Origin of the sequence: Polynucleobacter sp. Fuers-14, assembly GCF_018882045.1 — a bacterium.
GTDB lineage: Bacteria > Pseudomonadota > Gammaproteobacteria > Burkholderiales > Burkholderiaceae > Polynucleobacter.
This window is the reverse complement of sequence record NZ_JACVPG010000003.1, coordinates 26,718-50,125: the sequence shown is the minus strand read 5'-3', so window position 1 is coordinate 50,125 and position 23,408 is coordinate 26,718. Positions and strand designations below refer to the sequence as shown.

The 23,408-nt window shown below is 46.4% G+C and carries 26 protein-coding genes; 6 read left to right on the top strand and 20 right to left on the bottom strand.

Annotation, left to right across the window (positions count from 1 at the left end):
* Positions 1–4: 4 nt before the first annotated feature.
* The 18 genes from accD to ICN40_RS00840 all read right to left on the bottom strand — a co-directional run bounded on the left by accD (position 5) and on the right by ICN40_RS00840 (position 16,366).
* Positions 5–892, bottom strand: a complete 888-nt coding sequence (accD, locus tag ICN40_RS00925) for an acetyl-CoA carboxylase, carboxyltransferase subunit beta (protein ID WP_216241385.1) — start codon at positions 890–892, stop codon at positions 5–7.
* Positions 893–898: 6 nt separating this feature from the next.
* On the bottom strand, positions 899–1,696 hold the full coding sequence (trpA, locus tag ICN40_RS00920) for a tryptophan synthase subunit alpha (protein ID WP_216241383.1): 798 nt from the start codon (positions 1,694–1,696) through the stop codon (positions 899–901).
* Positions 1,697–1,718: 22 nt separating this feature from the next.
* Positions 1,719–2,912 (bottom strand): tryptophan synthase subunit beta, encoded by a 1,194-nt coding sequence (gene trpB, locus ICN40_RS00915; RefSeq protein ID WP_216241380.1) that lies wholly within the window; start codon positions 2,910–2,912, stop codon positions 1,719–1,721.
* A gap of 30 nt (positions 2,913–2,942) precedes the next feature.
* Positions 2,943–3,620 (bottom strand): phosphoribosylanthranilate isomerase, encoded by a 678-nt coding sequence (locus ICN40_RS00910; protein ID WP_216122332.1) that lies wholly within the window; start codon positions 3,618–3,620, stop codon positions 2,943–2,945.
* A gap of 25 nt (positions 3,621–3,645) precedes the next feature.
* On the bottom strand, positions 3,646–4,497 hold the full coding sequence (truA, locus tag ICN40_RS00905; RefSeq protein WP_216241378.1) for a tRNA pseudouridine(38-40) synthase TruA: 852 nt from the start codon (positions 4,495–4,497) through the stop codon (positions 3,646–3,648).
* A 3-nt stretch (positions 4,498–4,500) separates the two neighbouring features.
* Positions 4,501–5,904: a FimV/HubP family polar landmark protein gene (locus ICN40_RS00900; protein ID WP_255561068.1), complete on the bottom strand. Its 1,404-nt coding sequence runs from the start codon at positions 5,902–5,904 to the stop codon at positions 4,501–4,503.
* Positions 5,894–7,051, bottom strand: a complete 1,158-nt coding sequence (gene asd, locus ICN40_RS00895; RefSeq protein ID WP_216122338.1) for an aspartate-semialdehyde dehydrogenase — start codon at positions 7,049–7,051, stop codon at positions 5,894–5,896. Before asd ends, ICN40_RS00900 begins: the two co-directional genes overlap by 11 nt.
* A gap of 46 nt (positions 7,052–7,097) precedes the next feature.
* Complete coding sequence (gene leuB / locus ICN40_RS00890; protein ID WP_216241376.1) at positions 7,098–8,168, bottom strand: 3-isopropylmalate dehydrogenase; 1,071 nt, start codon at positions 8,166–8,168, stop codon at positions 7,098–7,100.
* 23 nt (positions 8,169–8,191) lie between these two features.
* Positions 8,192–8,839, bottom strand: a complete 648-nt coding sequence (gene leuD, locus ICN40_RS00885; protein ID WP_215363275.1) for a 3-isopropylmalate dehydratase small subunit — start codon at positions 8,837–8,839, stop codon at positions 8,192–8,194.
* A 32-nt stretch (positions 8,840–8,871) separates the two neighbouring features.
* The gene (locus ICN40_RS00880) at positions 8,872–9,078 is read right to left on the bottom strand and encodes a hypothetical protein (protein WP_216122345.1); all 207 of its coding nucleotides are present in this window, start codon (positions 9,076–9,078) and stop codon (positions 8,872–8,874) included.
* A gap of 12 nt (positions 9,079–9,090) precedes the next feature.
* The gene (gene leuC, locus ICN40_RS00875) at positions 9,091–10,500 is read right to left on the bottom strand and encodes a 3-isopropylmalate dehydratase large subunit (RefSeq protein WP_216156830.1); all 1,410 of its coding nucleotides are present in this window, start codon (positions 10,498–10,500) and stop codon (positions 9,091–9,093) included.
* A gap of 17 nt (positions 10,501–10,517) precedes the next feature.
* Complete coding sequence (gltA, locus tag ICN40_RS00870) at positions 10,518–11,831, bottom strand: citrate synthase (protein ID WP_216122349.1); 1,314 nt, start codon at positions 11,829–11,831, stop codon at positions 10,518–10,520.
* A gap of 82 nt (positions 11,832–11,913) precedes the next feature.
* Positions 11,914–12,183 carry a succinate dehydrogenase assembly factor 2 gene (locus tag ICN40_RS00865; protein ID WP_216241373.1) on the bottom strand — a complete coding sequence of 90 codons (270 nt, stop codon included), beginning with the start codon at positions 12,181–12,183 and terminating at the stop codon, positions 11,914–11,916.
* Positions 12,180–12,884 carry a succinate dehydrogenase iron-sulfur subunit gene (locus tag ICN40_RS00860; protein ID WP_216241371.1) on the bottom strand — a complete coding sequence of 235 codons (705 nt, stop codon included), beginning with the start codon at positions 12,882–12,884 and terminating at the stop codon, positions 12,180–12,182. Before ICN40_RS00860 ends, ICN40_RS00865 begins: the two co-directional genes overlap by 4 nt.
* Before the next feature lie 16 nt (positions 12,885–12,900).
* A complete protein-coding gene (sdhA, locus tag ICN40_RS00855) occupies positions 12,901–14,679 on the bottom strand; it encodes a succinate dehydrogenase flavoprotein subunit (protein ID WP_216241369.1) in 1,779 nt (592 codons plus the stop codon).
* Between the two features lie 4 nt (positions 14,680–14,683).
* The gene (gene sdhD, locus ICN40_RS00850; protein WP_072582237.1) at positions 14,684–15,049 is read right to left on the bottom strand and encodes a succinate dehydrogenase, hydrophobic membrane anchor protein; all 366 of its coding nucleotides are present in this window, start codon (positions 15,047–15,049) and stop codon (positions 14,684–14,686) included.
* 24 nt (positions 15,050–15,073) lie between these two features.
* Positions 15,074–15,493, bottom strand: coding sequence for a succinate dehydrogenase, cytochrome b556 subunit (gene sdhC / locus ICN40_RS00845; RefSeq protein ID WP_072582236.1), 420 nt, complete (start codon positions 15,491–15,493; stop codon positions 15,074–15,076).
* Between the two features lie 144 nt (positions 15,494–15,637).
* Entirely contained in the window at positions 15,638–16,366 is a 729-nt protein-coding gene (locus tag ICN40_RS00840) for a GntR family transcriptional regulator (protein WP_308281760.1), read from the bottom strand.
* Between the two features lie 167 nt (positions 16,367–16,533).
* Here ICN40_RS00840 and ICN40_RS00835 point away from each other — a divergent pair, with 167 nt between their 5' ends.
* Both ICN40_RS00835 and ICN40_RS00830 read left to right on the top strand, forming a co-directional pair.
* Positions 16,534–17,523 (top strand): malate dehydrogenase, encoded by a 990-nt coding sequence (locus ICN40_RS00835; protein WP_072582234.1) that lies wholly within the window; start codon positions 16,534–16,536, stop codon positions 17,521–17,523.
* Between the two features lie 10 nt (positions 17,524–17,533).
* Complete coding sequence (locus ICN40_RS00830) at positions 17,534–17,908, top strand: hypothetical protein (protein WP_215321897.1); 375 nt, start codon at positions 17,534–17,536, stop codon at positions 17,906–17,908.
* A gap of 119 nt (positions 17,909–18,027) precedes the next feature.
* Here ICN40_RS00830 and ICN40_RS00825 read toward each other — a convergent pair whose 3' ends face one another.
* Together ICN40_RS00825 and yaaA are read right to left on the bottom strand one after the other, a co-directional pair.
* A complete protein-coding gene (locus tag ICN40_RS00825) occupies positions 18,028–19,239 on the bottom strand; it encodes a DUF2863 family protein (RefSeq protein WP_216241365.1) in 1,212 nt (403 codons plus the stop codon).
* Complete coding sequence (yaaA, locus tag ICN40_RS00820) at positions 19,239–20,015, bottom strand: peroxide stress protein YaaA (protein ID WP_215359936.1); 777 nt, start codon at positions 20,013–20,015, stop codon at positions 19,239–19,241. The genes ICN40_RS00825 and yaaA overlap by 1 nt, the downstream gene beginning before the upstream one ends.
* An 84-nt stretch (positions 20,016–20,099) precedes the next feature.
* Between yaaA and ICN40_RS00815 the strand changes: the two genes are divergently transcribed.
* The 4 genes from ICN40_RS00815 to ICN40_RS00800 are packed head-to-tail and all read left to right on the top strand — an operon-like array spanning position 20,100 to position 23,408.
* Positions 20,100–21,296, top strand: a complete 1,197-nt coding sequence (locus ICN40_RS00815; protein WP_216241363.1) for a pyridoxal phosphate-dependent aminotransferase — start codon at positions 20,100–20,102, stop codon at positions 21,294–21,296.
* A gap of 32 nt (positions 21,297–21,328) precedes the next feature.
* Complete coding sequence (locus ICN40_RS00810) at positions 21,329–22,036, top strand: glutathione binding-like protein (RefSeq protein WP_215360360.1); 708 nt, start codon at positions 21,329–21,331, stop codon at positions 22,034–22,036.
* 1 nt (position 22,037) lies between these two features.
* Positions 22,038–22,892 carry a 3-hydroxybutyryl-CoA dehydrogenase gene (locus tag ICN40_RS00805; RefSeq protein WP_216241362.1) on the top strand — a complete coding sequence of 285 codons (855 nt, stop codon included), beginning with the start codon at positions 22,038–22,040 and terminating at the stop codon, positions 22,890–22,892.
* 36 nt (positions 22,893–22,928) lie between these two features.
* Positions 22,929–23,408, top strand: a complete 480-nt coding sequence (locus ICN40_RS00800; RefSeq protein WP_308281756.1) for a DUF3429 domain-containing protein — start codon at positions 22,929–22,931, stop codon at positions 23,406–23,408.

Sequence of the window (23,408 nt, the reverse complement as noted above, 5' to 3'; positions counted from 1 at the left end):
GCGCTTAAACGACTGCGCTACCCGCGATAGCAGGCTCAGGAAGCTTTTGCAACAATGCAAGTAAACGCGCAATTTCACCGCGTATCTGACGACGATCAACAATCATGTCAATACCGCCCTTTTGCATCAGGAATTCAGATCTCTGGAATCCTTCGGGCAATTTTTCACGAACAGTTTGTTCAATCACACGAGGGCCAGCAAAGCCAATTAACGCTTTTGGTTCGGCCATCACTACATCACCCATGAAGGCAAAGCTGGCAGAAATACCGCCCATCGTCGGGTCAGTCAGCACGCTGATATAAGGCAAGCCTTTTTTTGCCAACAAGGTCAACATCGAGTTGGTCTTGGCCATTTGGAAAAGGGATAACAAGCTTTCTTGCATACGCGCACCGCCAGTAGCAGTGACACAAATGAAAGCGCACTTCTTATTTATTGCCTCTTGTACTCCGCGGGCAAAACGCTCACCCACTACTGAGCCCATAGAACCACCCATGTATTGGAATTCGAAACAAGCAGCTACTACAGGAATGGCTTCAATCTTGCCACCCATCACAATCAAGGCTTCAGATTCACCAGAAGCATCATTCGCTTCTTTAATGCGATCTGGGTATTTTTTTGAGTCTTTAAATTTCAGCGGGTCAGTTGGATAGATATCAGCACCGATTTCATAGCGGCCTTTTTCATCCAACAAACTATCTAAACGCAGACGTGCTCCGATACGCATGTGATGACTACATTTTGGGCATACCGATAAATTGGCTTCAATGTCAGTGCTGTACAGAACAGTTTCACAACTGGGGCACTTGACCCACAATCCCTCAGGTACTGACTTGCGATTTGCAGGATCAGTATGTTGAATTTGGGGTGGGAGTAATTTATCTATCCAGCTCATTAGTTTTTAGCTATCCAATGCGTCGCGTATCTCACGAATGAAGGTTTCCAGTGATTGTACCGCCTGCCCAGGGGGCGCATCCTCTAAAAGACGAATAATGCGGCTACCAATTACCACTGCATCAGCGCTAGCGGATACCGCCTTCGCGCTAGCTGCATCGCTAATTCCAAACCCTACAGCAATCGGAATATCCGTCTCTTCACGAATTTTCGGGATGATACTAGCCACATCCTGCGTATTGAGGTTTGAGGCGCCAGTAACCCCTCTCATAGAAACGTAATAGATATAACCAGAAGCTATTTTGGCCGCCTCTTTAATGCGCTCATGTGATGAAGTAGGCGCTAATAAGAAAATCGGGTCAATGCCGGCAACGCGCATACGAGCCGCAAAGTCCACACACTCTTCTGGTGGGTAATCCACTACGAGAACACCATCGACACCAGCAGCCTTCGCTTCGGTTGCAAAACGCTCTGCTCCCATTTGCTCAACTGGGTTTGCATAACCCATCAAAACAACTGGTGTATTAGCATCCTGTTTGCGGAATTCTTTCACCATCTCTAGGCAGCTATGCAAAGTGACGCCTTGAGTCAGTGCGCGTTCCGATGATCTCTGAATGACAGGACCATCAGCCATTGGATCTGAAAATGGCACACCTAATTCAATCACACTTGAGCCGCCACGAACTAATGCATGCATGAGTTCAACGGTTTGTTTAGGATCTGGATCACCAGCGGTAATAAAGGGAATCAATCCTTTCTTACCTGTTGCTTTTAGCTCCTTGAAGAGCGCAGTAATTTTTGACATAAGTATTTCTTAAAAGTAATTCTTAACCTTCTGATCCAGTTGCCTGGGCAACGGTATGCATATCCTTGTCACCACGGCCAGAGAGGTTGACCAAAATAGTCTTGTCTTTAGGCAAGGTCTTAGCAAGCTTGCAGGCATAAGCAATAGCGTGTGAAGACTCAAGCGCAGGAATAATGCCTTCAATCTGGCAGCAATCATGGAATGCTTGGAGCGCTTCTTCATCTGTAATCGCCACATAGTCTGCACGACCAGAATCTTTTAACCATGCATGCTCAGGACCAACACCCGGGTAATCCATGCCAGCAGAGACAGAGTGCGTTTCAGAGATCTGACCATTCTTATCTTGTAATAAATACGTGCGGTTACCGTGCAACACACCAGGTGTGCCAACGCACAGGGCCGCTGAATGCAAACCACTTCCCAAGCCATGACCTGCAGCTTCAACACCAATGAGTTTCACTTCCGGGAAATCGATGTAAGGATAAAAAATGCCCATCGCATTAGAGCCGCCGCCAACACAAGCTAAAACATAGTCAGGTTGACGACCAGTCATCTCTGGCATCTGTACTTTGCACTCTTCACCAATCACACTCTGAAAATCTCTCACCATCATTGGATAAGGATGTGGTCCTGCGACGGTTCCGATGATGTAGAAAGTATTGTCCACGTTGGTAACCCAATCGCGCATCGCTTCATTGAGCGCATCTTTCAAAGTCTTGGTACCAGATTCCACTGGAACCACCTTAGCGCCAAGTAACTTCATACGAAATACGTTTTGCGCCTGACGGGCTACGTCCACAGAGCCTTGATAGACTGTGCAGTCCAAACCAAAGCGAGCGCAGATCGTTGCTGTAGCAACGCCGTGCTGCCCTGCCCCTGTCTCAGCAATAATGCGAGGCTTACCCATACGTTTGGCCAACATTGCTTGGCCAATCACGTTATTAATCTTGTGTGCGCCTGTGTGATTTAAATCTTCACGCTTCAGGTAGATTTGTGCGCCACCCAGCATTTCGCTCCAACGCTTAGCGTGATAAACCGGTGAAGGTCTACCAACAAAGTGTTTGAGCTCATAATGAAACTCTTCAATGAATTCTGGATCGTGTTGATACTTTGCATAAGCTTCTTTAAGCTCATCCAAAGCAAACATCAATGTCTCAGACACAAACACGCCGCCATAGGGACCGAAGTGTCCTCGTGCATCTGGCTTGTCGTACATAGCTACCTCTTTTGATTTATCTACAGCAAATTATTGGGACGATGCTTTGGCATCCGCTGCGCGCACTGCTTGAACAAATTGGGCCATGAGCGCAGGATCCTTAACACCCCTGCTGCTTTCTACGCCACTACTGACGTCAACCGCGCAAGGATGCAGGCGTGCAATGGCCTCGCCCACGTTGTGCGTGTTCAATCCACCACTCAAAACGACCCGAGGCGCGTTTTCGCTTACCCATGTCTGTGGAATCCCTTGCCAATCAAAAGGAACGCCTCCGCCACCATATCCCTCAACCAGGGCATCCAGCAGAAAAGCGTTTGCATCCCCATATTGTAGGGAAAAATCATCAAAAGCGAAGCTAGTTCCTACACGAGCAGCCTTCATCCAAGGCTCGCCTGCAGCAAGCTGGGCACAGCGCTCTGGGGTCTCATCCCCATGAAACTGCCATAAGGTGATCGAGGCAGCAGCCCGAATAGCGGCAAATTCTTCATCTGTAGCATTTACAACCAATCCAACGGCATCTACCCCCGCAGGAAGTCTAGAAATGAGCTGAGCGGCGATATTAGGGCTCACAGCCCGAACGCTAGGGGGATAAAAGACGAAGCCAACAGCATCCACCCCCGCAGAAACAGCGGAATCGATGTCAGCAGCCGTCTTTAAGCCGCAGATTTTGACCCTAGTTCGGCCCGGAGAATATGTCAGTAAGCCCATAAATGAATGATAAGGCCAAGGGCCTTTATTTCCCTTGCGCTTTCTTTTGCTTCCCGATGACCTGAGCTGGCAGCCAAGAGTTTTCCAACCAAGGCTGGGGGATGGCAAATTCGTCCGGATAAGTGATTTTGGCCAAATACAGGCCATCGGCCATAAAAGTAGGAGCGGCGATTTGCCTATTCTTAGCAGCCAAGACTTCGGCCATCCACTCCGGCTTTTGTCTGCCCTGACCAATTTGCAAAAAACAGCCGACCACATTGCGGATCATGTGATGCAAAAAAGCATTTCCCCGGATCCGGAAATACAGCCATGGTTGATCAGAAATAATCTCAATGGAGTAAATCGTTTTTACCGGTGTTTTACTTTGGCACTCAGATGAGCGAAAAGAACTAAAGTCGTGTTCGCCAATCAAGCACTCAGCTGATTTTTTCATAGCCTCGACATCAAGCCATTGATTTGGGGGCACCAGTAAGTAACCTGCGCGTGAGTGCGACATCGGCGCACGACAAGGCCCCGCTTGCAAGGCATAAATATATTCACGCTCATAAGCAGAGAAGCGCGCACTGAACTCATCAGAAACTGGCTTTGCCCAGTTAATAACAATCGATGGCGGCAAGAATGAGTTCACCCCCCTTACCCATGCAAAGTCTTCACGCTCAACATTGGTATCAAAGTGCACAACCTGCCCCAAGGCATGTACACCAGCATCGGTTCTGCCTGCGGTAATTGTATGAATGGGATGTTCCGCACAAGCCTGCTCACCAACAAAGGCCGTAATGGCCTTTTCTAATTCATCTTGTACTGTGTTGTGATTGACTTGGGTTTGCCAGCCTGAATAGGGGCTGCCGTCATACTGAAGGCCAAGGGCTATGCGCATGGTTCAGGTATTGCGATGCGAGATTTCTGCCAACAAGCCCTGCGCCTCAATGGTGATGGCTGGATCGACAGAATTACTGATACGAAGCACTTCATCCAAAGACTTTTTAGCTGCAGAGAAATCTTCGATCGTGATGTAAGCACGCGCCAGATTCAATTTGACGCGCAAAGTATCTGAAAGTGGATTTGACACTGGAGCAGTTATTGTTGCAGGAACCTCTTTAGCGGGCTTTGAAAGATCAAGATCTATACCATCAAACAATGTCTTTGCACGAGCCGGCATTTCAAAATGAGAGCTGGCTGCAGGCTTCTCATTTTTAGCAACATGATGTGTGTCGGCATGAAAGCTTGGCGCTTCTGAGCGACGCGCATTGCGGGCTAAGCCCCAGAGCAATAAACCGGTTAAACCTATCAAACCAATAGCCAGAATAGCTGGGCCAAATCCACCTAAGCCAAAATTGCTGTCGACTGCTTTCTTCTCCTTAGATTTATCTAGAAGTCTCTGTAAGTCAGCGATATTCTTTTCTAACTCAGCAACCCGAGCTTTAGTCTGCTCCAACATCTTCTCTTGAGCGACTAACTCTTCAGTGTAGCGACGCTCTTGATCGTTGCCATCAGCGCTTGAACCAATCTTCAGTCGATCCTTAGGAACAACTTCCTCTGTTTTAGCATTACCTGATTTTCCATTAGCAGTGCCTGCTTCTTTTTCGCCATGTTCCGCGCGCCACTGTTCGTTAGCATCTGCTACAAACTGATTTGCCTCTACCGGACTAATGGAGCGCAGCAGCGCCTGACCGGGTTTGGACAACTCAGCTCCGGCGGCCAAGCGATTGATGCTACCGCTAGCAAACGCATCGGGATTGGCCTTATATAGGGCCATCATGGTTTGATCTAAGGTAGCACCATCTAATTGGGGTGCCATGATGGCAGCTATTTCAGATAAGGACTGCCCCGACTTTACAGTGATCTTCTGTACATCACCAAGTAACAATGTGAATGTCTTAGTAAGACTGCCGCTAGACCAATTGAGATTAACCAATACATCTAAGAATGGATCATCGGTCATCGGTACAGAATTGACTGTCTCTACCAAAACCATCAGCTGCTCTTGACGATTGCGATACACGATTGCCTGCGGATTGAGCTCAAGAATCTTTTGTGAAATACCTAAGCGCTCATAAGATGCCTTATTAGGCATTGTCACGTTCAGGGTTGATAAAGCACCTTGCTCATCTGCACCAACTCGAATTGGGATCTCTACGCGGAGTGGCTCACCACGGCGTGACTGGAGTTGAGGGGCGCCTAAGCTAATCGCACCAGCAATAGATGACCAACTAAGCAGAACAATACAAAGTAGCTTTAAGCCCAGCCGGCTAATACAAAACATAAAGGCTAAATTACTTCTCAAGCAGAATGCGAAGCATGCGGCGCAATGGCTCAGCAGCACCCCATAAGAGCTGGTCGCCAACAGTAAAGGCGCCCAAATACTCTGGGCCCATTGCCATCTTATGTAAACGGCCAATAGGTACAGTCAAGGTACCACTGACAGCAGCAGGCGATAAATCACGCTCAGTAGTTTCGCGATCATTCGGCACTACTTTGACCCACTGATTATCTGCAGCCAGAATCGCCTCGATCTCTTTGAGTGGAATATCTTTTTTGAGCTTCACAGTCAAACCTTGTGAATGGCAACGCATCGCACCTACACGAACGCACAAACCATCGATTGGAATACTGCCAGGTGTGCGGAATGCAGGACGACCTAAGATCTTATTGAACTCAGCTCCACCCTTCCACTCTTCTTTAGTTTGTCCATTCTCAACAGGTACGTCGATCCAAGGAATTAGGCTCCCCGCTAAGGCGGTGTTACGGAAATTCTTTTTCGGGAAATCAGAAGAGCGCAACGTTTCAGTAACCTTGCGATCAATGTCCAAAATCCAAGAAGATGGGTCAGCCAATTCCGTAGCAACGCTGTCGCGTAATGCGCCCATTTGCAGCAAAAGCTCGCGCATATTCTGCGCACCAGCACCAGAAGCTGCTTGATAAGTCATCGCGCTAATCCACTCAACCATGTCAGCCTTAACCAAGCCACCCATAGCCATCATCATCAAACTCACAGTGCAATTAGCGCCGATCCAATTCTTCCCACCAGCGGCTAAAGCTTTATCAATCACCGGCCGATTAACAGGATCTAAAACCAATACTGCATCATCCTTCATACGCAATGCACTAGCAGCATCAATCCAGTGACCATTCCACCCTGCTGCACGCAGCTTAGGGAAGATGTCATTGGTGTAATCGCCACCTTGGCAAGTCAAGATGATGTCACAACGTGACAATGCTTTGATGTCATTCGCATCTTGCAAAGTGCTTTCGCTCTTAGTCACTTTTTGACCATTGAGCAAAGGCACCTCACCACCCGCTTGGCTGGTACTAAAAAATACAGGCTCGATCAGATCGAAATCCTTTTCAGCCAACATTCTCTCCATGAGAACGCTACCAACCATACCGCGCCAGCCAACTAAACCAACTAAAGGTGTTTTTGAATTTGCCATGATGAACTATCTAGTGAATGTATTTGATTTGCTTCTAGTTAATTTCTTACGCAAGCGCTGCAACTACAGCATCGCCCATTTCAACCGTTGATACTTTTTTCGTGCCTTCGGTATAGATGTCTGCTGTTCTTAAACCTTGCGCTAAGACTTTCTGCACTGCATTTTCAATGCGATCCGCTTCTGCAGGCATACCTAATGAATAACGCAACATCATTGCCGCAGATAAGATGGTGGCCAATGGATTGGCGATACCCTTACCAGCGATATCCGGCGCAGAACCATGGCTAGGCTCATATAAGCCCTTATTGTTCTTATCTAAAGATGCAGATGGCAACATACCGATTGAACCGGTCAACATTGCGGCTTCATCAGACAAGATGTCACCAAATAGATTGCCGGTTACCACCACATCAAATGCTTTAGGCGCTTTAACCAACTGCATCGCAGCGTTATCCACATACATATGAGATAACTCAACATCTGGATAGTCTTTAGAAACCCGAATCATGACTTCACGCCAAAGCTGAGAGGTCTCCAATACGTTTGCCTTATCTACGCTACATACTTTTTTGCCGCGCTTACGTGCAGCCTCAAAAGCAACATGTCCAATGCGCTCTACTTCAGGCTCGCTGTAATGCATAGTGTCAAAACCTTCGCGAGCGCCCTTGAACAAAGGCAACTCTGAAGTGCGAATACCGCGTGGCTGACCAAAGTAAATATCACCATTGAGCTCACGCACAATCAAGATATCCAAGCCGCCAATGATTTCTGGCTTAAGGCTTGATGCAGCAGTGAGCTCTGGGTAGCAAATTGCTGGTCTGAAATTAGCAAACAACTCGAGGTGTTTACGCAAACCCAAGATGGCTTGTTCGGGGCGTAGTTCGCGTGCAAGCGTGTCGTATTTCCAATCACCTACTGCACCAAACAAAATAGCATCCGCTTTTTTAGCGAGCTCTAGGGTGGCTGGTGGCAAAGGATGCCCAGCGACGTCATAAGCCGCTCCGCCTACGGGAGCTTCTTCTAAATCAAACTTTGGGCCAAGCGCTTGGAGCACTCGAACGGCTTGAGCAACGATTTCCGGGCCGATACCATCGCCCGGTAGAACTGCAATTTTCATGAAAGGCCTTTAAATCAACGAAATTACGGCAATTGTGTCGCAAGCCAAGGCATTTTTAGAATGCGCTCGGCTTCATAAGCCTTGATTTTATCTGCATGTTGCAGGGTTAGGCCAATATCGTCTAAGCCGTTAAGAAGGCAATACTTTCTAAATGGGGCCACTTCGAAGCTATAAGCAGTGCCATCAGGGGCAATAACCTGCTGTGCTGCTAGATCGATTGTTAATTGATAACCGTTAAACGCTTGTGTTTCGTTAAAAAGATGGTCAACCTGCATTTCAGTCAAAACAATCGGCAAAACACCGTTTTTGAAGCAGTTGTTGTAGAAGATATCTGCAAAACTAGGCGCAATAACTGCTCTAAAGCCAAATTGATCCAAGGCCCAGGGAGCATGCTCACGGGAACTGCCGCAGCCAAAGTTCTTACGAGCCAGCAGAATGCCAGCACCTTTGTAGCGTGGTTGATTGAGCACAAAGTCAGGGTTGATGGGACGCGTACTGCAATCTTGACCAGGTTCACCATGATCGAGGTAGCGCCATTCATCAAACAGATTTTGACCAAAGCCAGTCTTCTTGATTGATTTTAGAAACTGCTTCGGAATAATGGCATCGGTATCCACGTTCTCGCGATTAAGCGGAGCAACTAAACCTTTGTATACCGTAAATTTTTCCATGATTCGACTTTTACTCTATTTGCTCTAAATGTTTACTTCACAGGGGTAACAACAACATCCTTACCCTTGGTTTGAGATTGATTGTTTTGCTGTGTATTACTTGATCCGCCCATGGATGTTCCCATGTTCTGCAAGTCCTTACCAACACCTTCCATGGTGCTGCTACATGCAGAAATAATGATTCCAGCGATGCCAATAATTGCGAGTCTAGAAATTAAAGAGAGTGAAGAAAATTTCATTAATCATTTTCCTTATGAAATCTTACGCACGTCAACAAAGTGACCTTCGATCGCTGCAGCAGCTGCCATTGCAGGACTAACCAAATGTGTGCGACCACCATTACCTTGACGACCCTCGAAGTTGCGATTCGATGTTGAGGCGCAACGCTCCCCCGGCTCCAAGCGATCAGCATTCATAGCCAAGCACATAGAACATCCAGGTTCACGCCACTCGAAGCCGGCAGCCTTGAATATGCGATCCAAACCTTCGCGCTCTGCTTGAGCTTTTACCAAACCAGAACCAGGAACAACTAATGCCAACTTCACATTGGCAGCCACTTTTTTACCTAAGCGATCTACCACCTTAGCAGCAGCACGCATATCTTCAATGCGACTGTTAGTGCATGAACCGATAAATACTTTATCTATAGAGATACTGCTCAATGGTGTATTTGGTACGAGGTTCATGTACTCCAAAGCACGCTCCATTGCTGAACGCTTGTTTGGATCACGCTCTTTTTCAGGATCAGGAACACGCTCACTAATTGCCAGTACCATTTCTGGTGAAGTTCCCCAGGTAACCTGTGGAGCGATTTCTTCTGCACGCAATTCGACTACGGCATCAAACTTTGCATCAGGATCTGAATGCAAGGTTCTCCAATATTGCAATGCCTGCAACATCGCTGGGCCCTTAGGCGCATATGGACGACCCTGAATATATTCAATCGTAGTTTCATCTACAGCAACTAAACCAGCGCGCGCGCCAGCTTCAATCGCCATATTGCAGATAGTCATACGACCTTCCATTGAAAGGTTGCGAATGGCTTCGCCAGCAAACTCTATGGTGTAACCCGTACCACCTGCAGTACCAATCTTGCCAATCACTGCAAGAACGATATCCTTAGCAGTGGAGCCTGGCTGCAGACGACCATCAACACGCACCAGCATGTTTTTGCTCTTCTTCATGAGCAACGTTTGGGTTGCCAATACATGCTCGACTTCCGAAGTGCCAATACCGAATGCCAGAGCACCAAAAGCACCATGCGTACTAGTATGAGAATCGCCACAAACCACGGTCATGCCAGGTAAGGTTGCACCCTGCTCTGGCCCGATGACGTGAACAATCCCTTGTCGGGTGTCATTCATCTTGTATTGGGTAATCCCAAAGGCATCGCAGTTTTGATCCAAAGTATCTACTTGCAACTTAGATATCGGATCAGTAATTCCTTCGGAGCGATCCGTCGTTGGTACGTTGTGATCAGAAACTGCCAAATTAGCGGAGATACGCCAAACTGGACGGCCAGCCAAATTCAATCCTTCAAATGCCTGAGGACTGGTTACCTCATGCAGCAATTGACGATCAATATAAATAGTGGCTGTGCCATCTTCTTCAGAGTAAACAACGTGGTCATCCCACAATTTGTCATAAAGCGTACGAGACATGAGAGACCTTAAATACCTTATTTACGAACTGAGATGTTCGGAACCTTACGCGCTGTTTCGCCAACGTAAAGCTGACGTGGACGACCAATTTTGTACTCAGGATCAGTGATCATTTCTTCCCACTGAGCAATCCAACCTACTGTTCTTGCCAAGGCAAAAATACAGGTGAACATTTCTGTTGGGATACCTAAAGCACGTTGCACGATACCAGAGTAGAAGTCTACGTTTGGATAGAGCTTACGGCTTACAAAATAATCGTCCTCTAAAGCAATCTTCTCAAGAGTCATGGCCAACTTGAACAATGGATCATCTTGGAGACCCAGTTCATTCAATACTTCGTAGCAGGTTTCACGCATCAACTTTGCACGCGGGTCAAAGTTTTTATAAACGCGGTGTCCAAAGCCCATCAAGCGAACGCTTGAGTTCTTATCTTTTACTTGAGCGATAAATTCATGAATCTTATCTACGCCGCCATTCGCTTGAATCTCATTCAACATCTGCAAGCAGGCTTCATTTGCACCACCGTGAGCTGGGCCCCAGAGGCAAGCAATACCAGCAGAGATCGCTGCAAAAGGATTGGTGCCTGATGAACCACACAGACGCACAGTTGAAGTGGAAGCATTTTGCTCATGATCTGCATGCAATGTAAAGATGCGATCCAAAGCACGAACCAATACTGGATTTACTTTGTACTCTTCACATGGTGTTGCAAACATCATGCGCATAAAGTTAGCGGTGTATGACAAAGAGTTATCAGGATAGATAAATGGTTGACCTACAGAATATTTATAAGCCATCGCAACCAAAGTTGGCATCTTCGCAATCAAACGAATTTGGGCTACTTCGCGGGCTTTAGGCTGGCTGTAGTCAATCGCATCATGGTAGAAGGCTGCCATTGCACCAACCAAGCCAGTCAATACCGACATTGGATGTGCATCGCGACGGAAACCACGCAAGAAGAATTGCATTTGCTCATGAACCATCGTGTGGTGCATGACCATTTCTTCAAAGTCTTTTTTCTCTGTGGCATTTGGCAAGTCCCCATTGATCAAGAGGTAGCAAACTTCCAAGAAGTCACAGTTATTAGCTAAATCTTCAATTGGGTAGCCGCGATAGAGCAACTCACCCTTATCGCCATCGATGTAGGTAATTTTGCTATTGCATGATGCTGTAGATAAGAAGCCTGAGTCGTAAGTGAACTTACCAGTCTGACCATAGAGCTTACGAATGTCGATTACATCAGGACCCACTGTCCCTTTATAAATTGGCAGATCAATATCTGGTGTTCCATCCGAAAACGAGAGTTTTGCTTTGATGTCCGATTCAATCATTTCTAATCCTTAGTCATTCAAAAATATTATTAATACACTATTCGCTCATGCACCTGTACAACTACTGCACCAAACTACTGAATTACTTCTCTCTCAGCCTTTGTAAAACCATCTTGAAAGAGTCTGTTTGCATTTCTTTCTCCAGGCTAGCTACAGAATCCTTACGGCCAATCAATAAATCCATCAAGTCGTTGTCATCTAAAGCTAATAACTGGCTTAAAACTTCTCCATCTTCTACGCTTAATTGAGTGCCGTAACGCTCAAAGAAACGCTGCAGAATTAAATCGTTCTCTAGCAAGCCCCTACGAGCATCACTCTTTAAACGATATAACTCTGCATTGCCGAGGGTCATACTGCCCTACGAACCATCAACTCCTTGATCTTGCCAATTGCCTTCGTTGGGTTCAAGTGCTTAGGACATACATCCACGCAATTCATGATGGTATGGCAACGGAACAAGCGGTAAGGGTCTTCCAAATTATCCAAGCGCTGATTGGTATCCTCATCACGGCTATCCGCAATAAAGCGATAAGCCTGCAATAACCCAGCTGGGCCAACGAACTTATCAGGATTCCACCAGAAAGATGGGCATGAAGTTGAACATGACGCACATAAGATGCACTCATACAAGCCGTTCAACTCTTCACGCTCTTCAGGACTCTGGAGACGCTCTTTTTCAGGAGGTGGATTGTCATTTACCAAGTAAGGCTTGATTGATAAATACTGCTTGAAGAACAAAGTCATATCGACGATCAAATCACGCACTACTGGCAAGCCAGGCAATGGGCGCAATGTAATGACCTTAGGCAAAGTCAACATATTGGTCAAACAAGCCAAACCATTTTTACCGTTGATGTTCATAGCATCTGAACCGCACACGCCTTCACGGCATGAGCGACGATAAGAAATCGACTCATCTTGCTTCTTCAAAGAAATCAAAGCGTCCAACAACATACGCTCACCAGAGAGTTCTAACTCATAACGTTGCATGCGTGGAGCAGCATCGACATCTGGATCGTAGCGGTAAATTTCGAATATACGGATATCACTCATCTTCTATCTCTTTTGCTTAGAAAGTACGTTCTTTAGGAGGGAAGGACTCAACAGTGAGAGGCTTCAAGACAACTGGCTTGTAAGAAAGCTTATTCCCCTCGCTGTACCAAAGGGTGTGCTTCATCCAATTCTCATCATCGCGCTCTTGGTGGTCATCATGCGAATGTGCACCACGACTCTCTTTACGAGCTGCAGCAGAAATCATAGTTGCATTTGCAGTCTCGACTAAGTTAGCCACTTCCAAAGCCTCAATACGTGCTGTATTGAAAATCTCGGATTTGTCTTTAACCCATAAATGCTTAGCGCGCTCTGTCAATTTAGCCATTTGACGAACGCCTTCATCCATCAACTCTTGATTACGGAACACACCAGCATATTTCTGCATGCACTTGCGAATGTCGTTTGCAACGTCTTGCGCGTACTCGCCTGAAGTGGAGTTATCCAACTTCGCAATACGCTCCAATGTTTGCTCACCAGCATTCGCAGGTAACGGCTTGAATTCGCGATTTTTCAGATCTAAGCCAACAATATGGTTACCAGCTGCACGACCGAATACCAAGAGGTCGAGCAATGAGTTAGTGCCTAAGCGGTTCGCACCGTGTACGGATACACATGAACACTCACCAATCGCATACAAACCATTGACGATTTCATTGGGGATGCCATTTGCTGGAACAACCACTTGACCATTGATGTTCGTTGGAATACCGCCCATCTGATAGTGAATCGTAGGCACTACTGGAATTGGTTCTTTAGTGACATCAACGTTCGCAAAGTTAATACCAATCTCATAAACAGAAGGTAAACGCTTCATGATGGTCTCGGCACCAATGTGTGTCAGATCGAGCACAACATAGTCACCGTTGGGACCGCAACCGCGCCCTTCTTTGATTTCTTGGTCCATGCAGCGGGATACGAAATCGCGTGGGGCTAAATCTTTATAGGTTGGCGCATAACGTTCCATGAAACGCTCGCCATCTTTATTGCGCAAGATACCGCCTTCACCGCGGCAACCTTCTGTCAACAACACACCCGCACCAGCAACGCCAGTTGGGTGAAATTGCCAGAACTCCATATCTTCCAATGGAATACCTGCGCGAGCTGCTAGGCCCATACCGTCGCCGGTATTAATAAACGCGTTTGTTGATGCATCCCAAATACGGCCCGCACCACCAGTTGCCAACATCACAATCTTGGCTTCCAAAATATAGACCTGGCCTGTTTCCATTTCGAGAGCAGTAACACCAACAACATCACCTGCATCATCACGAATCAAATCGAGCGCTAACCACTCAACGAAGAAGTTTGTTTTAGCGCGCACGTTACGTTGATACAAGGTATGCAACATGGCATGGCCAGTACGGTCAGCAGCAGCACAAGCACGTTGCACAGGCTTCTCGCCATAGTTTGCTGTGTGGCCACCGAATGGACGCTGATAAATCGTGCCATCTGGATTACGGTCAAATGGCATGCCGAAGTGCTCTAACTCATAAACGACTTTTGGAGCTTCGCGACACATGAACTCGATCACGTCTTGGTCACCCAACCAGTCGGATCCCTTGATGGTGTCATAGAAGTGATAGTGCCAATTGTCTTCACTCATATTGCCTAATGAAGCACCGATACCACCTTGGGCAGCAACTGTATGTGAACGTGTTGGGAATACCTTAGTTAGTACAGCAACATTCAAGCCGGCTTCAGCCAACTGCAATGATGCGCGCATACCGGAACCACCTGCCCCAATAATCACCGCATCAAAACGGCGGCGTGGCAATGATTTTTTAATTGCAGTCATCGAATTACACTTTCCACAAAATTTGCACGGCATAGGCCGCACAGGCTACGAGATACAAAACAGTTAACACTTGGAGTGTTAAGCGAATGCTGACGGGCTTGATGTAATCCATCCAGATATCACGGATACCAATCCAGGCGTGATAGAACAGACTGATAAACGCCAAGAGCGTCAACAACTTCATGAATTGGTTGCTGAACAAAGCAGACCAACCTTCATAAGTAGCGCTGCCAGTAATGCAATAGTCCACTAACAAAACAATCGTAAATACCACCATCACTATCGCAGTAACGCGCTGGATGATCCATTCTTTAAGGCCGTAGTGCGCGCCTACAACTAAGCGCTTTGGTCCAATTTGATAAATAGGCATGAAATTTCCTTAAATGATGTGCGCTTAGTACACGCCGAATAATTTGAGACCCACTACAGCAGTCAAAGCCAAGCCGAGGAACAAAACAAAAATGGCCGAACGATTTGCTTCAGACTTCTCAACGCCGATTTCTAAATCGAGCAAGAGGTAACGGATACCAGCACAGAAGTGGTGCAAGAAACACCAAATCAAACCGAGACAAATAATCTTGACCAAAATATTGCCAGTGAAAGCTTGGAATTTTTGGTAGCTCAGCTCAGATGCAAGACTCTGATCGAAGAGATACAAAATAAATGGCAACAAGAGAAACATCGCTGCCCCGCTAATGCGGTGAAGAATTGACACTTTACCGGCCCAAGGGAGGCGGTATTTAATCAACTGGGCAAGACCAATATTTCGGTAAACCGGTCTATCTTTTTTTACATTTTGCTGTGAATCAACCATGGGCAATCTCTATCTTTAGGTGGAGGTTCATTGTGGTTTTGTTGTATCGCAACATATTCTATTGGAAACCTTAGGGCTGGTGGGGATTTTTACGGGTTTATAGGGGTTTAATAGGGGTTTTAACGGATATGTTCATCAACGCACTTAGTTCAATTTGTTTTCGTAATGCTGCTCTGAAGTGTCGTATCTAGCGTGACGAATTTCTACTGGTTTATTCCCGTAGGTGAAAGCCACCCGTTCTACAGAAAGGATTGGCGCACCCTCTTCCAGATGAAGGTGTTTTGCCAGCATTTCATCGGCAGCTATAGCCTTAATTTTTTCTTCTGCGCGCACCATGTGAGTGGCATATTGCCCCTCATAAAAGGCATACATGGGACCGTGCCAAGCATTGAGAACCTCGAGATCTAAACCCTTAAAACGAGTACCAGGCAGAAATATCTCTTCAAAAACAATGGGTTTGCCAGCAAAACTCTGAATCCGGTCGATATGAATAATGGGGTCACCTGCCTTTAATTTGAGCAAATTAGCCACATAAGTCGTAGCCTCGACCTTTTCACAGGTCAAAAACTGGTTGGTCAGGTGAAATTTCTCACCAGAATCCGGGGCTAATCGTAAAAAACGATATTGCCAGTCGTCTTCTTGATGGGTGGCGACAAAGGTGCCCTTCCCTTGGCGGCGAACCAGTAAATTTTGGGCGGCCAGCTCATCAATGGCTTTGCGGACAGTGCCTTGACTCACGGCATAACGGGCTGCGAGCTCCATTTCACTCGGAATAGCCATCCCCGGAAGCCATTCCGAGGCTTGCAAACTAGCCAAAATCATCGCCTTGATCTGTTCGTACAGAGGGCTAAATGAGGCAACAGGCAAATTCACATCAGACAAATTAACTCCAGGCCGTGTCAATTGGATAAAATTCAGGGTAATTCTAGTCTTATATAAGACATCATTGACAGTGTAAAGCTAAAGTCCCTACACTTGAATGGATAATAGAAAAGTTTTCTTTATTTAACCCAATTAACCTTCCTTTGGAGTTCTCAGTAATGGCAAAAGCCCCAATGCGTGTCGCTGTAACCGGTGCAGCCGGTCAAATCGGATATTCCCTTCTATTCCGCATCGCCAATGGCGACCTGCTGGGCAAAGATCAGCCCGTCATCCTGCAATTGCTTGAGATTCCTGATGAAAAAGCTCAAAAAGCCTTAACTGGCGTCATGATGGAGTTGGAAGACTGCGCATTCCCGCTATTGGCAGGTATGTCAGCACACTCTGACCCAATGACCGCTTTTAAAGATATCGACGTTGCCCTTTTAGTTGGCGCACGTCCACGCGGTCCTGGCATGGAGCGTAAAGACTTGCTCTCCGCTAACGCACAAATTTTCACAGCTCAAGGCAAGGCATTAAATGCAGTTGCTAAGAAGACTGTAAAAGTATTGGTTGTTGGTAACCCAGCAAATACCAATGCTTACATCGCCATGAAATCTGCTCCAGATATTCCTGCGAAAAACTTCACAGCCATGTTGCGCCTGGATCACAACCGCGCCCTCTCACAATTGGCTAGCAAGTTAAACAAGCCGGTAGCTGATATTGAGAAATTGGTTGTATGGGGCAACCACAGCCCAACAATGTATCCAGACTATCGCTTTGCAACGATCGATGGCAAGTCAGTCAAAGACTCTATCAACGATGCAGCCTGGAACAAAGATGTATTTATTCCTACTGTTGGTAAGCGTGGCGCAGCCATCATTGAAGCGCGTGGCCTGTCTTCAGCAGCTTCTGCAGCGAATGCGGCAATTGATCATATTCATGATTGGGTTCTCGGCACTAACGGTAAGTGGGTAACAATGGGTATTCCTTCTAAAGGCGAATACGACATTCCTGCTGAAGTGATTTATGGCTTCCCAGTAGTTTGCGAAAACGGCGAATACAAAATGATCGAAGGTTTAGAGATCGATGCATTCTCCCGTGAGCGCATGACCCACACCTTGAATGAGTTACTCGAAGAGCAGGCTGGCGTTAAGCACTTGCTCTCATAAGGAAAACTAGATGAAGAAAAACCTTCTCGCCATTAGTCTTGTGCTTGCTAGCGCTTTAGGCGCTGCAAATGCATTTGCTGATGAAGAAGTATTTACTTGGACCTGTCAAGAAAGCAAGCAATTCAAAACTACTGGCTCAACTGAAAAGATCCGCTTAACTTGGGAATCCAAAACGTATGATTTGGATCGCCAAACTTCATTGCCGGGTAGCCTGCGTTACAAAAATACCAATTCAGGTTACGACCTAGTGGTATTGGGGAACAAAGCAATGCTATTTAACATTAAAGCGGGTGTACGTCTTGCCGATTTCTGCCAAACAGCAGATATGAGATCTGGTAAGTTGCCACACTTGTTTGCTGGCGCAGAACCTTTTGTGCAGAATTAATTTCTCGCACTGCATCAAATAAAAAAGCCGAGACATCTCGGCTTTTTTATTGCTTAGCGTTTCTATTATTTAATTGATATATTTTTCTTTTGCTTCTTTGTTTTGCCTCTTTGTTTAATCTAGTGAAACAAAGGTTGCTGTGATGGTGCATCGTCTGGCATTTCAGCATGTACTGCTTCGCCTGAGCGATCTGGGAATAAAGGTGCTCCACAGTCATCACAAAGCTCTGGATCAAACAGCATTGCATGTCGGAATACATCCTCTACTCCTGCGTCATGCAAGGCATCACAAATCTTCTTAATTGGACTCTCATCATCTGACAGGTCGTTTAAAGCGTCGTTTGCCACACTTTCTCTGTCATACAGTGGCCAGATCACCCCATACATTACATCGGATGAACCTTTTACACTGAACGATATTCGATACTCATCCGCCTGCTCTTCTCCAAATGCACCGACCACACAAGATAAGCCAGCCGGCAATATCCCGAGAGTGCTCTCTAAGAAATTGACTGCTGCGCGAATACTCAAAGGTCGCACATGCTTATCAGCCAAGCGGCAGTTTGTGAAATACGCCTCTGGTAAGAGCAACTCAAACTCACAACCAGGGAGTAGAGATGCAATCGGCTCCTGCATAGCAGTTTGCCAACCAATCAAACTCACGCCCCGCTCTTGGCGGGCTGGTGGCTCAGCCTGCCATCGGAAAATGGGGGAGCCGCTCGGCGCACTTAAGGCGGCAATAATAAAACGCGGATCCGCTAATACGGCAATCGTTTCCGACATATTGCGCAATTCAAGCTTGACATCTTTTCCGGAAATTGCCGCGGTTGCCAATGCTTCAGTCAGCACGCGCGTTTGACAATGGGAATGCGGCATTTGATCAATGCTGTAAAGCCAAGGAACAATGGCTATGCGAGTATCAGTTGAAGCAATAGCGCTATGTAGGGCCTGAGCAGTTGACTCAATAATATTGACAGGCAATGGCCCAGATGGAATCTGATAACGAGTATGCGCAACGATAGGCATTGCTAGTAACAATACATCCCAGCCCTGCCCTTCATGTTCAACCCTCAATGACTCAGCCAAGGTTTCTGCAATGTCGGCAAGTACTTCAAAGGCTACTGTATTGATACGGAAGGCTTGATCTAGGGCGACATCAATCACGTTTTGATTTTGACTTTTGAGCAAGCGCATTAAGCGTACGTTCAGGCGCTCTTCCCAGAAGCGATCCTCGATCTGACTGCCAGATGCGGCCAAGGAAATAGCGTCAGCTACCATCTTCTCCACTTCTGGAGAATTCCGTTGCGATGCTTTAGTGCGATGCACGGCCATTATTTTCTTTCTGCCCTTCTAAATACAGGCTTATCTACTTTTGATTCAGCGGCATAGTACTTGTAACCATCTAAATTAAAGCCCTTTAAATCAGCGGGATCAGTAATGCGATTCTCAACCACATAGCGAGCCATCAAGCCGCGGGCTCGCTTGGCATAAAAAGAAATAATCTTGTACTTACCATCCTTAGCATCCTGAAACACCGGGGAAATGACCTGGCAATCCAATTCTTTAGGTTGGAGTACTTTGAAATACTCTTCTGAAGCCAGGTTCAGTAGGACTGGCTTTTTTTGCTTTTCTAGAACCTTCTTGATGGAATCGGTTACGCGACTCCCCCAAAATGCATAAAGATCCTTACCTCTGGCGTTTTTGAATGAGGTGCCCATCTCTAAGCGATAAGGCTGCATCAAATCCAGAGGCTTCAGCGCGCCATAAAGGCCGGACAAAATTCGGATGTGATCTTGGGCAAACTCTACTGCTTTGGCATTCAGGGTTTTAACGTCAAAACCATCATAGACATCCCCATCAAAGGCATAGATCGCCGGCTTACTGTTTTCTTCTGTGAATTTCTTGGACCAATCCCGGTAGCGACCGACATTCAGAATGGCCAACTGATCGGATAAACCCATCAATTTGGCAATGTCTTGCGGTGCTAGCTTCTTGAGATCAGCAATGAGCTTGGCTGATTCCGAGACAAACTCGGGCAAAGTCGGTGCCTTGACCTTGGCGGGGGTCTTGTAATCCAGGGATTTAGCAGGTGAAAGAACGATCAGCATGGCACAATTTGTTTATGTATTTTTACCATTCTAGCGACTACCGAATATATCCGCTGTAAAAGACCGATCATTACCCCTGCACTCATGAACCCGCTAGAGACACCCTCTTTTCCAAGTCGCCTACCAAAAGTTGGAACCACCATTTTTACGGTGATGTCCTCCCTGGCCGCAGAGCATCAGGCGATTAATCTTGGGCAAGGCTTTCCGGACTTTCCATGCGACAGAAAACTGATTGCTGATGTGAATGCAGCCATGTTGGCAGATCACAATCAATACCCACCTATGGCTGGAGTTGCAGAACTTCGTCATGGCATTAGTCAGAAGATCAGCCGTTTATATAGTCACCACTACGATGCTGATACTGAAATCACAATTACTGCGGGTGGCACACAGGCCATATTTACAGCCATACTGTCTTGCGTTGGTCCTGGCGATGAAGTCATCATCATCGAACCCGCCTTTGACTGCTACCGACCTGCAATAGATTTGGCCGGAGGAAAAACGATTGCCATTTCATTGCAGGTCGTACGTGATGAGTCAGGACAAGTGGCTTCGTATCAAATTCCGTGGGATGTATTAGCAAATGCTGTCAACCCTAAAACGCGACTTATATTGATTAACACTCCACATAATCCGACTGGTATGGTGTGGGATAAATCAGATCTTGATCACCTAGCAGCCTTAGTTCGCGATACTTCCGCCTTGATACTGAGTGACGAAGTCTATGAACATATGGTCTATGACGGCGCCAAGCACCATAGCATCTCCTCTCATCCAGAGTTAGCAGCTAGGAGCTTTCTAGTTTCTAGCTTTGGCAAGACCTATCACGTCACTGGTTGGAAAGTGGGTTATGTAGCTGCGCCATCTGCGCTAACAAAAGAGTTCCGCAAGGTGCACCAGTTCAATGTATTTGCCGTCAATACCCCCATGCAATATGGCTTAGCCACTTATCTTGCAGATGAAAAACATTATTTAAATCTTCCCGCCTTTTATCAAGCTAAGCGAGATTTTTTTAGGGCTGGCTTAAGTAAAACCAAATTTAGATTGCTTCCTAGTCCCGGTAGTTATTTTCAATGCGCTGATTACTCCGCACTAGGAATCCCCCAGGCTAAATTGAATGAGGCTGATTTTTGCAAATGGCTTACTAGTGAAGTTGGGGTAGCTGCTATTCCAGTTTCTGCTTTTTATGATCAACCTACCGAGTCTGGCGTCATTCGTTTTTGTTTTGCAAAGCAAGAGCAAACTCTCGCCAATGCCTTACAGCGCTTACAAAATTTATAGAGGAAAAAATGGCAACCCCAAAATCAAAAGAAGTGATTGATGTTTACAGCTGGCCAACCCCAAATGGCCATAAGGTGCACATCATGCTCGAAGAATGCGGCTACCGCCTAGGTCGCGACTGGATTGCTCATCCGATTGATATTGGTGCCGGCGATCAATTTGCGCCTGAGTTCCTCAAGATTAGCCCTAACAATAAGATTCCAGCAATCGTTGATCCTAATGGGCCAGACGGAAAACCAATCAATGTATTTGAGTCTGGCGCCATCCTGCTCTATTTAGCCGGCAAGACGGGCAAATTTTTGCCCCAAAGTACCCGCGGTAAGTACGAGGTGCTGCAATGGCTGATGTTCCAAATGGGTGGCCTTGGCCCCATGCTTGGGCAAAACCACCACTTCAGGCTCTACGCACCAGAGAAAATTGAATATGCCATTAATCGTTACACCAATGAAGCTAAACGCATCTATGGAGTATTGGATGGTCAACTGAAAGATAATCCCTATATCGCAGGCAAAACCTATTCCATTGCTGATATTGCGATTTATCCATGGACTCGTAATTGGAAAAATCAAGGCATTGAAATCAATGATTACCCGCATTTCAAAAAGTGGTTTGAAAAGATTGGGGCACGACCAGCAGTGAAGCGTGGCTGCGAAGTATTAACCGCATTACGCAAACCCTTGCACGATGACAAGGCTAGAGAGCAGTTATTTGGTTCCACCCAGTATCAAAAGAGGAAATAAGATGAGTATTCAATCAGTAGGCGTCATTGGTGCAGGCACTATGGGCAATGGGATTGCACAAGTGTGTGCGGTTGCAGGCCTTGATGTTGTGATGGTTGATATTAATGAGGCAGCAGTGCAGCGCGGTCTTGAACAAATCAGCAAGAGCTTGGATCGTCTTGTCAAAAAAGAAACGTTAACTGTTGAGGCAAAGGAGTCTGCTCTCAAACGTATTAAAGGAAGTACTTCTTATGCTGACTTCAAAGGCTTGGGATTGGTGATTGAAGCTGCAACCGAGAACCAAGCAATTAAAGAAAAGATTCTCAAGCAAGTAGACGAGATCGTGAGCAAAGACACCATCATTGCCACCAACACATCCTCCCTATCGATTACCAAACTAGCAGCGCTTGACTCAAATCCTGCCCGCTTTATTGGCATGCACTTCTTCAACCCGCCACCCCTAATGGCCTTAGTGGAAGTCATTCGTGGCCTGCAAACTAGCGATGCTACCCATGCTGCCATTATTGAGATGGCTAAGCGTATTGGGAAAGAACCGATCACCGTTAAAAACTCACCGGGCTTTGTGGTGAATCGCATTTTGCTTCCAATGATTAATGAGGCTTTCTTTGTTTTATCGGAAGGTCTTGCTAGCCCAGAAGATATTGATGCTGGCATGAAGTTAGGCTGCAATCAACCGATTGGCCCACTAGCCTTAGCAGATCTCATTGGATTAGATACGTGCTTAGCGGTAATGGAAGTCTATTTTGAAAACTTCAGCGACTCTAAATACCGCCCTTGCCCGTTGCTTCGTGAAATGGTTGCCGCTGGATATCTCGGTCGCAAAACAGGTCGCGGCGTATACACCTACGATAAATAATTTCATTCTCAAATCATTAACTTAGACATCCCCATCGTGAACCCCATCCCACCTTTAGTTCGCAAACTTGGCTATGCCGGTCTTATTCCATTTATTGGGCTAGCCCTCATGGTGCAATTAGCGCCAACACCCGTAAATTATTTAAGCGCTGAATCTTTGGCGGGTTATGGTGCCGTGATTACTTCCTTTATGGGGGCTTTGCATTGGGGTGCTAATTTACATCTTCTAGGTAAGGCGCCCGCTGGTGATCGCTGGGAAGACCGTAATGCATGGATCTGGGGTGTCATCCCCGCTTTAGTGGCTTGGTTAGCCCTTCATATTTATATTCCAGTAGGCTTACTGATTTTGGCTTCTACTCTAATCATTCAGCGCAATATTGATCAGAACACTTATCAATATTATTTTGCCGACGAAGCCGCCCGCTCTGCTTTTATGACCATGCGCAATCGCTTGACCTATGTTGCAGCAGCCTGCCTCACTTGGGCATCCTTAGTTATTCTCTTTATTCAAGTCTGA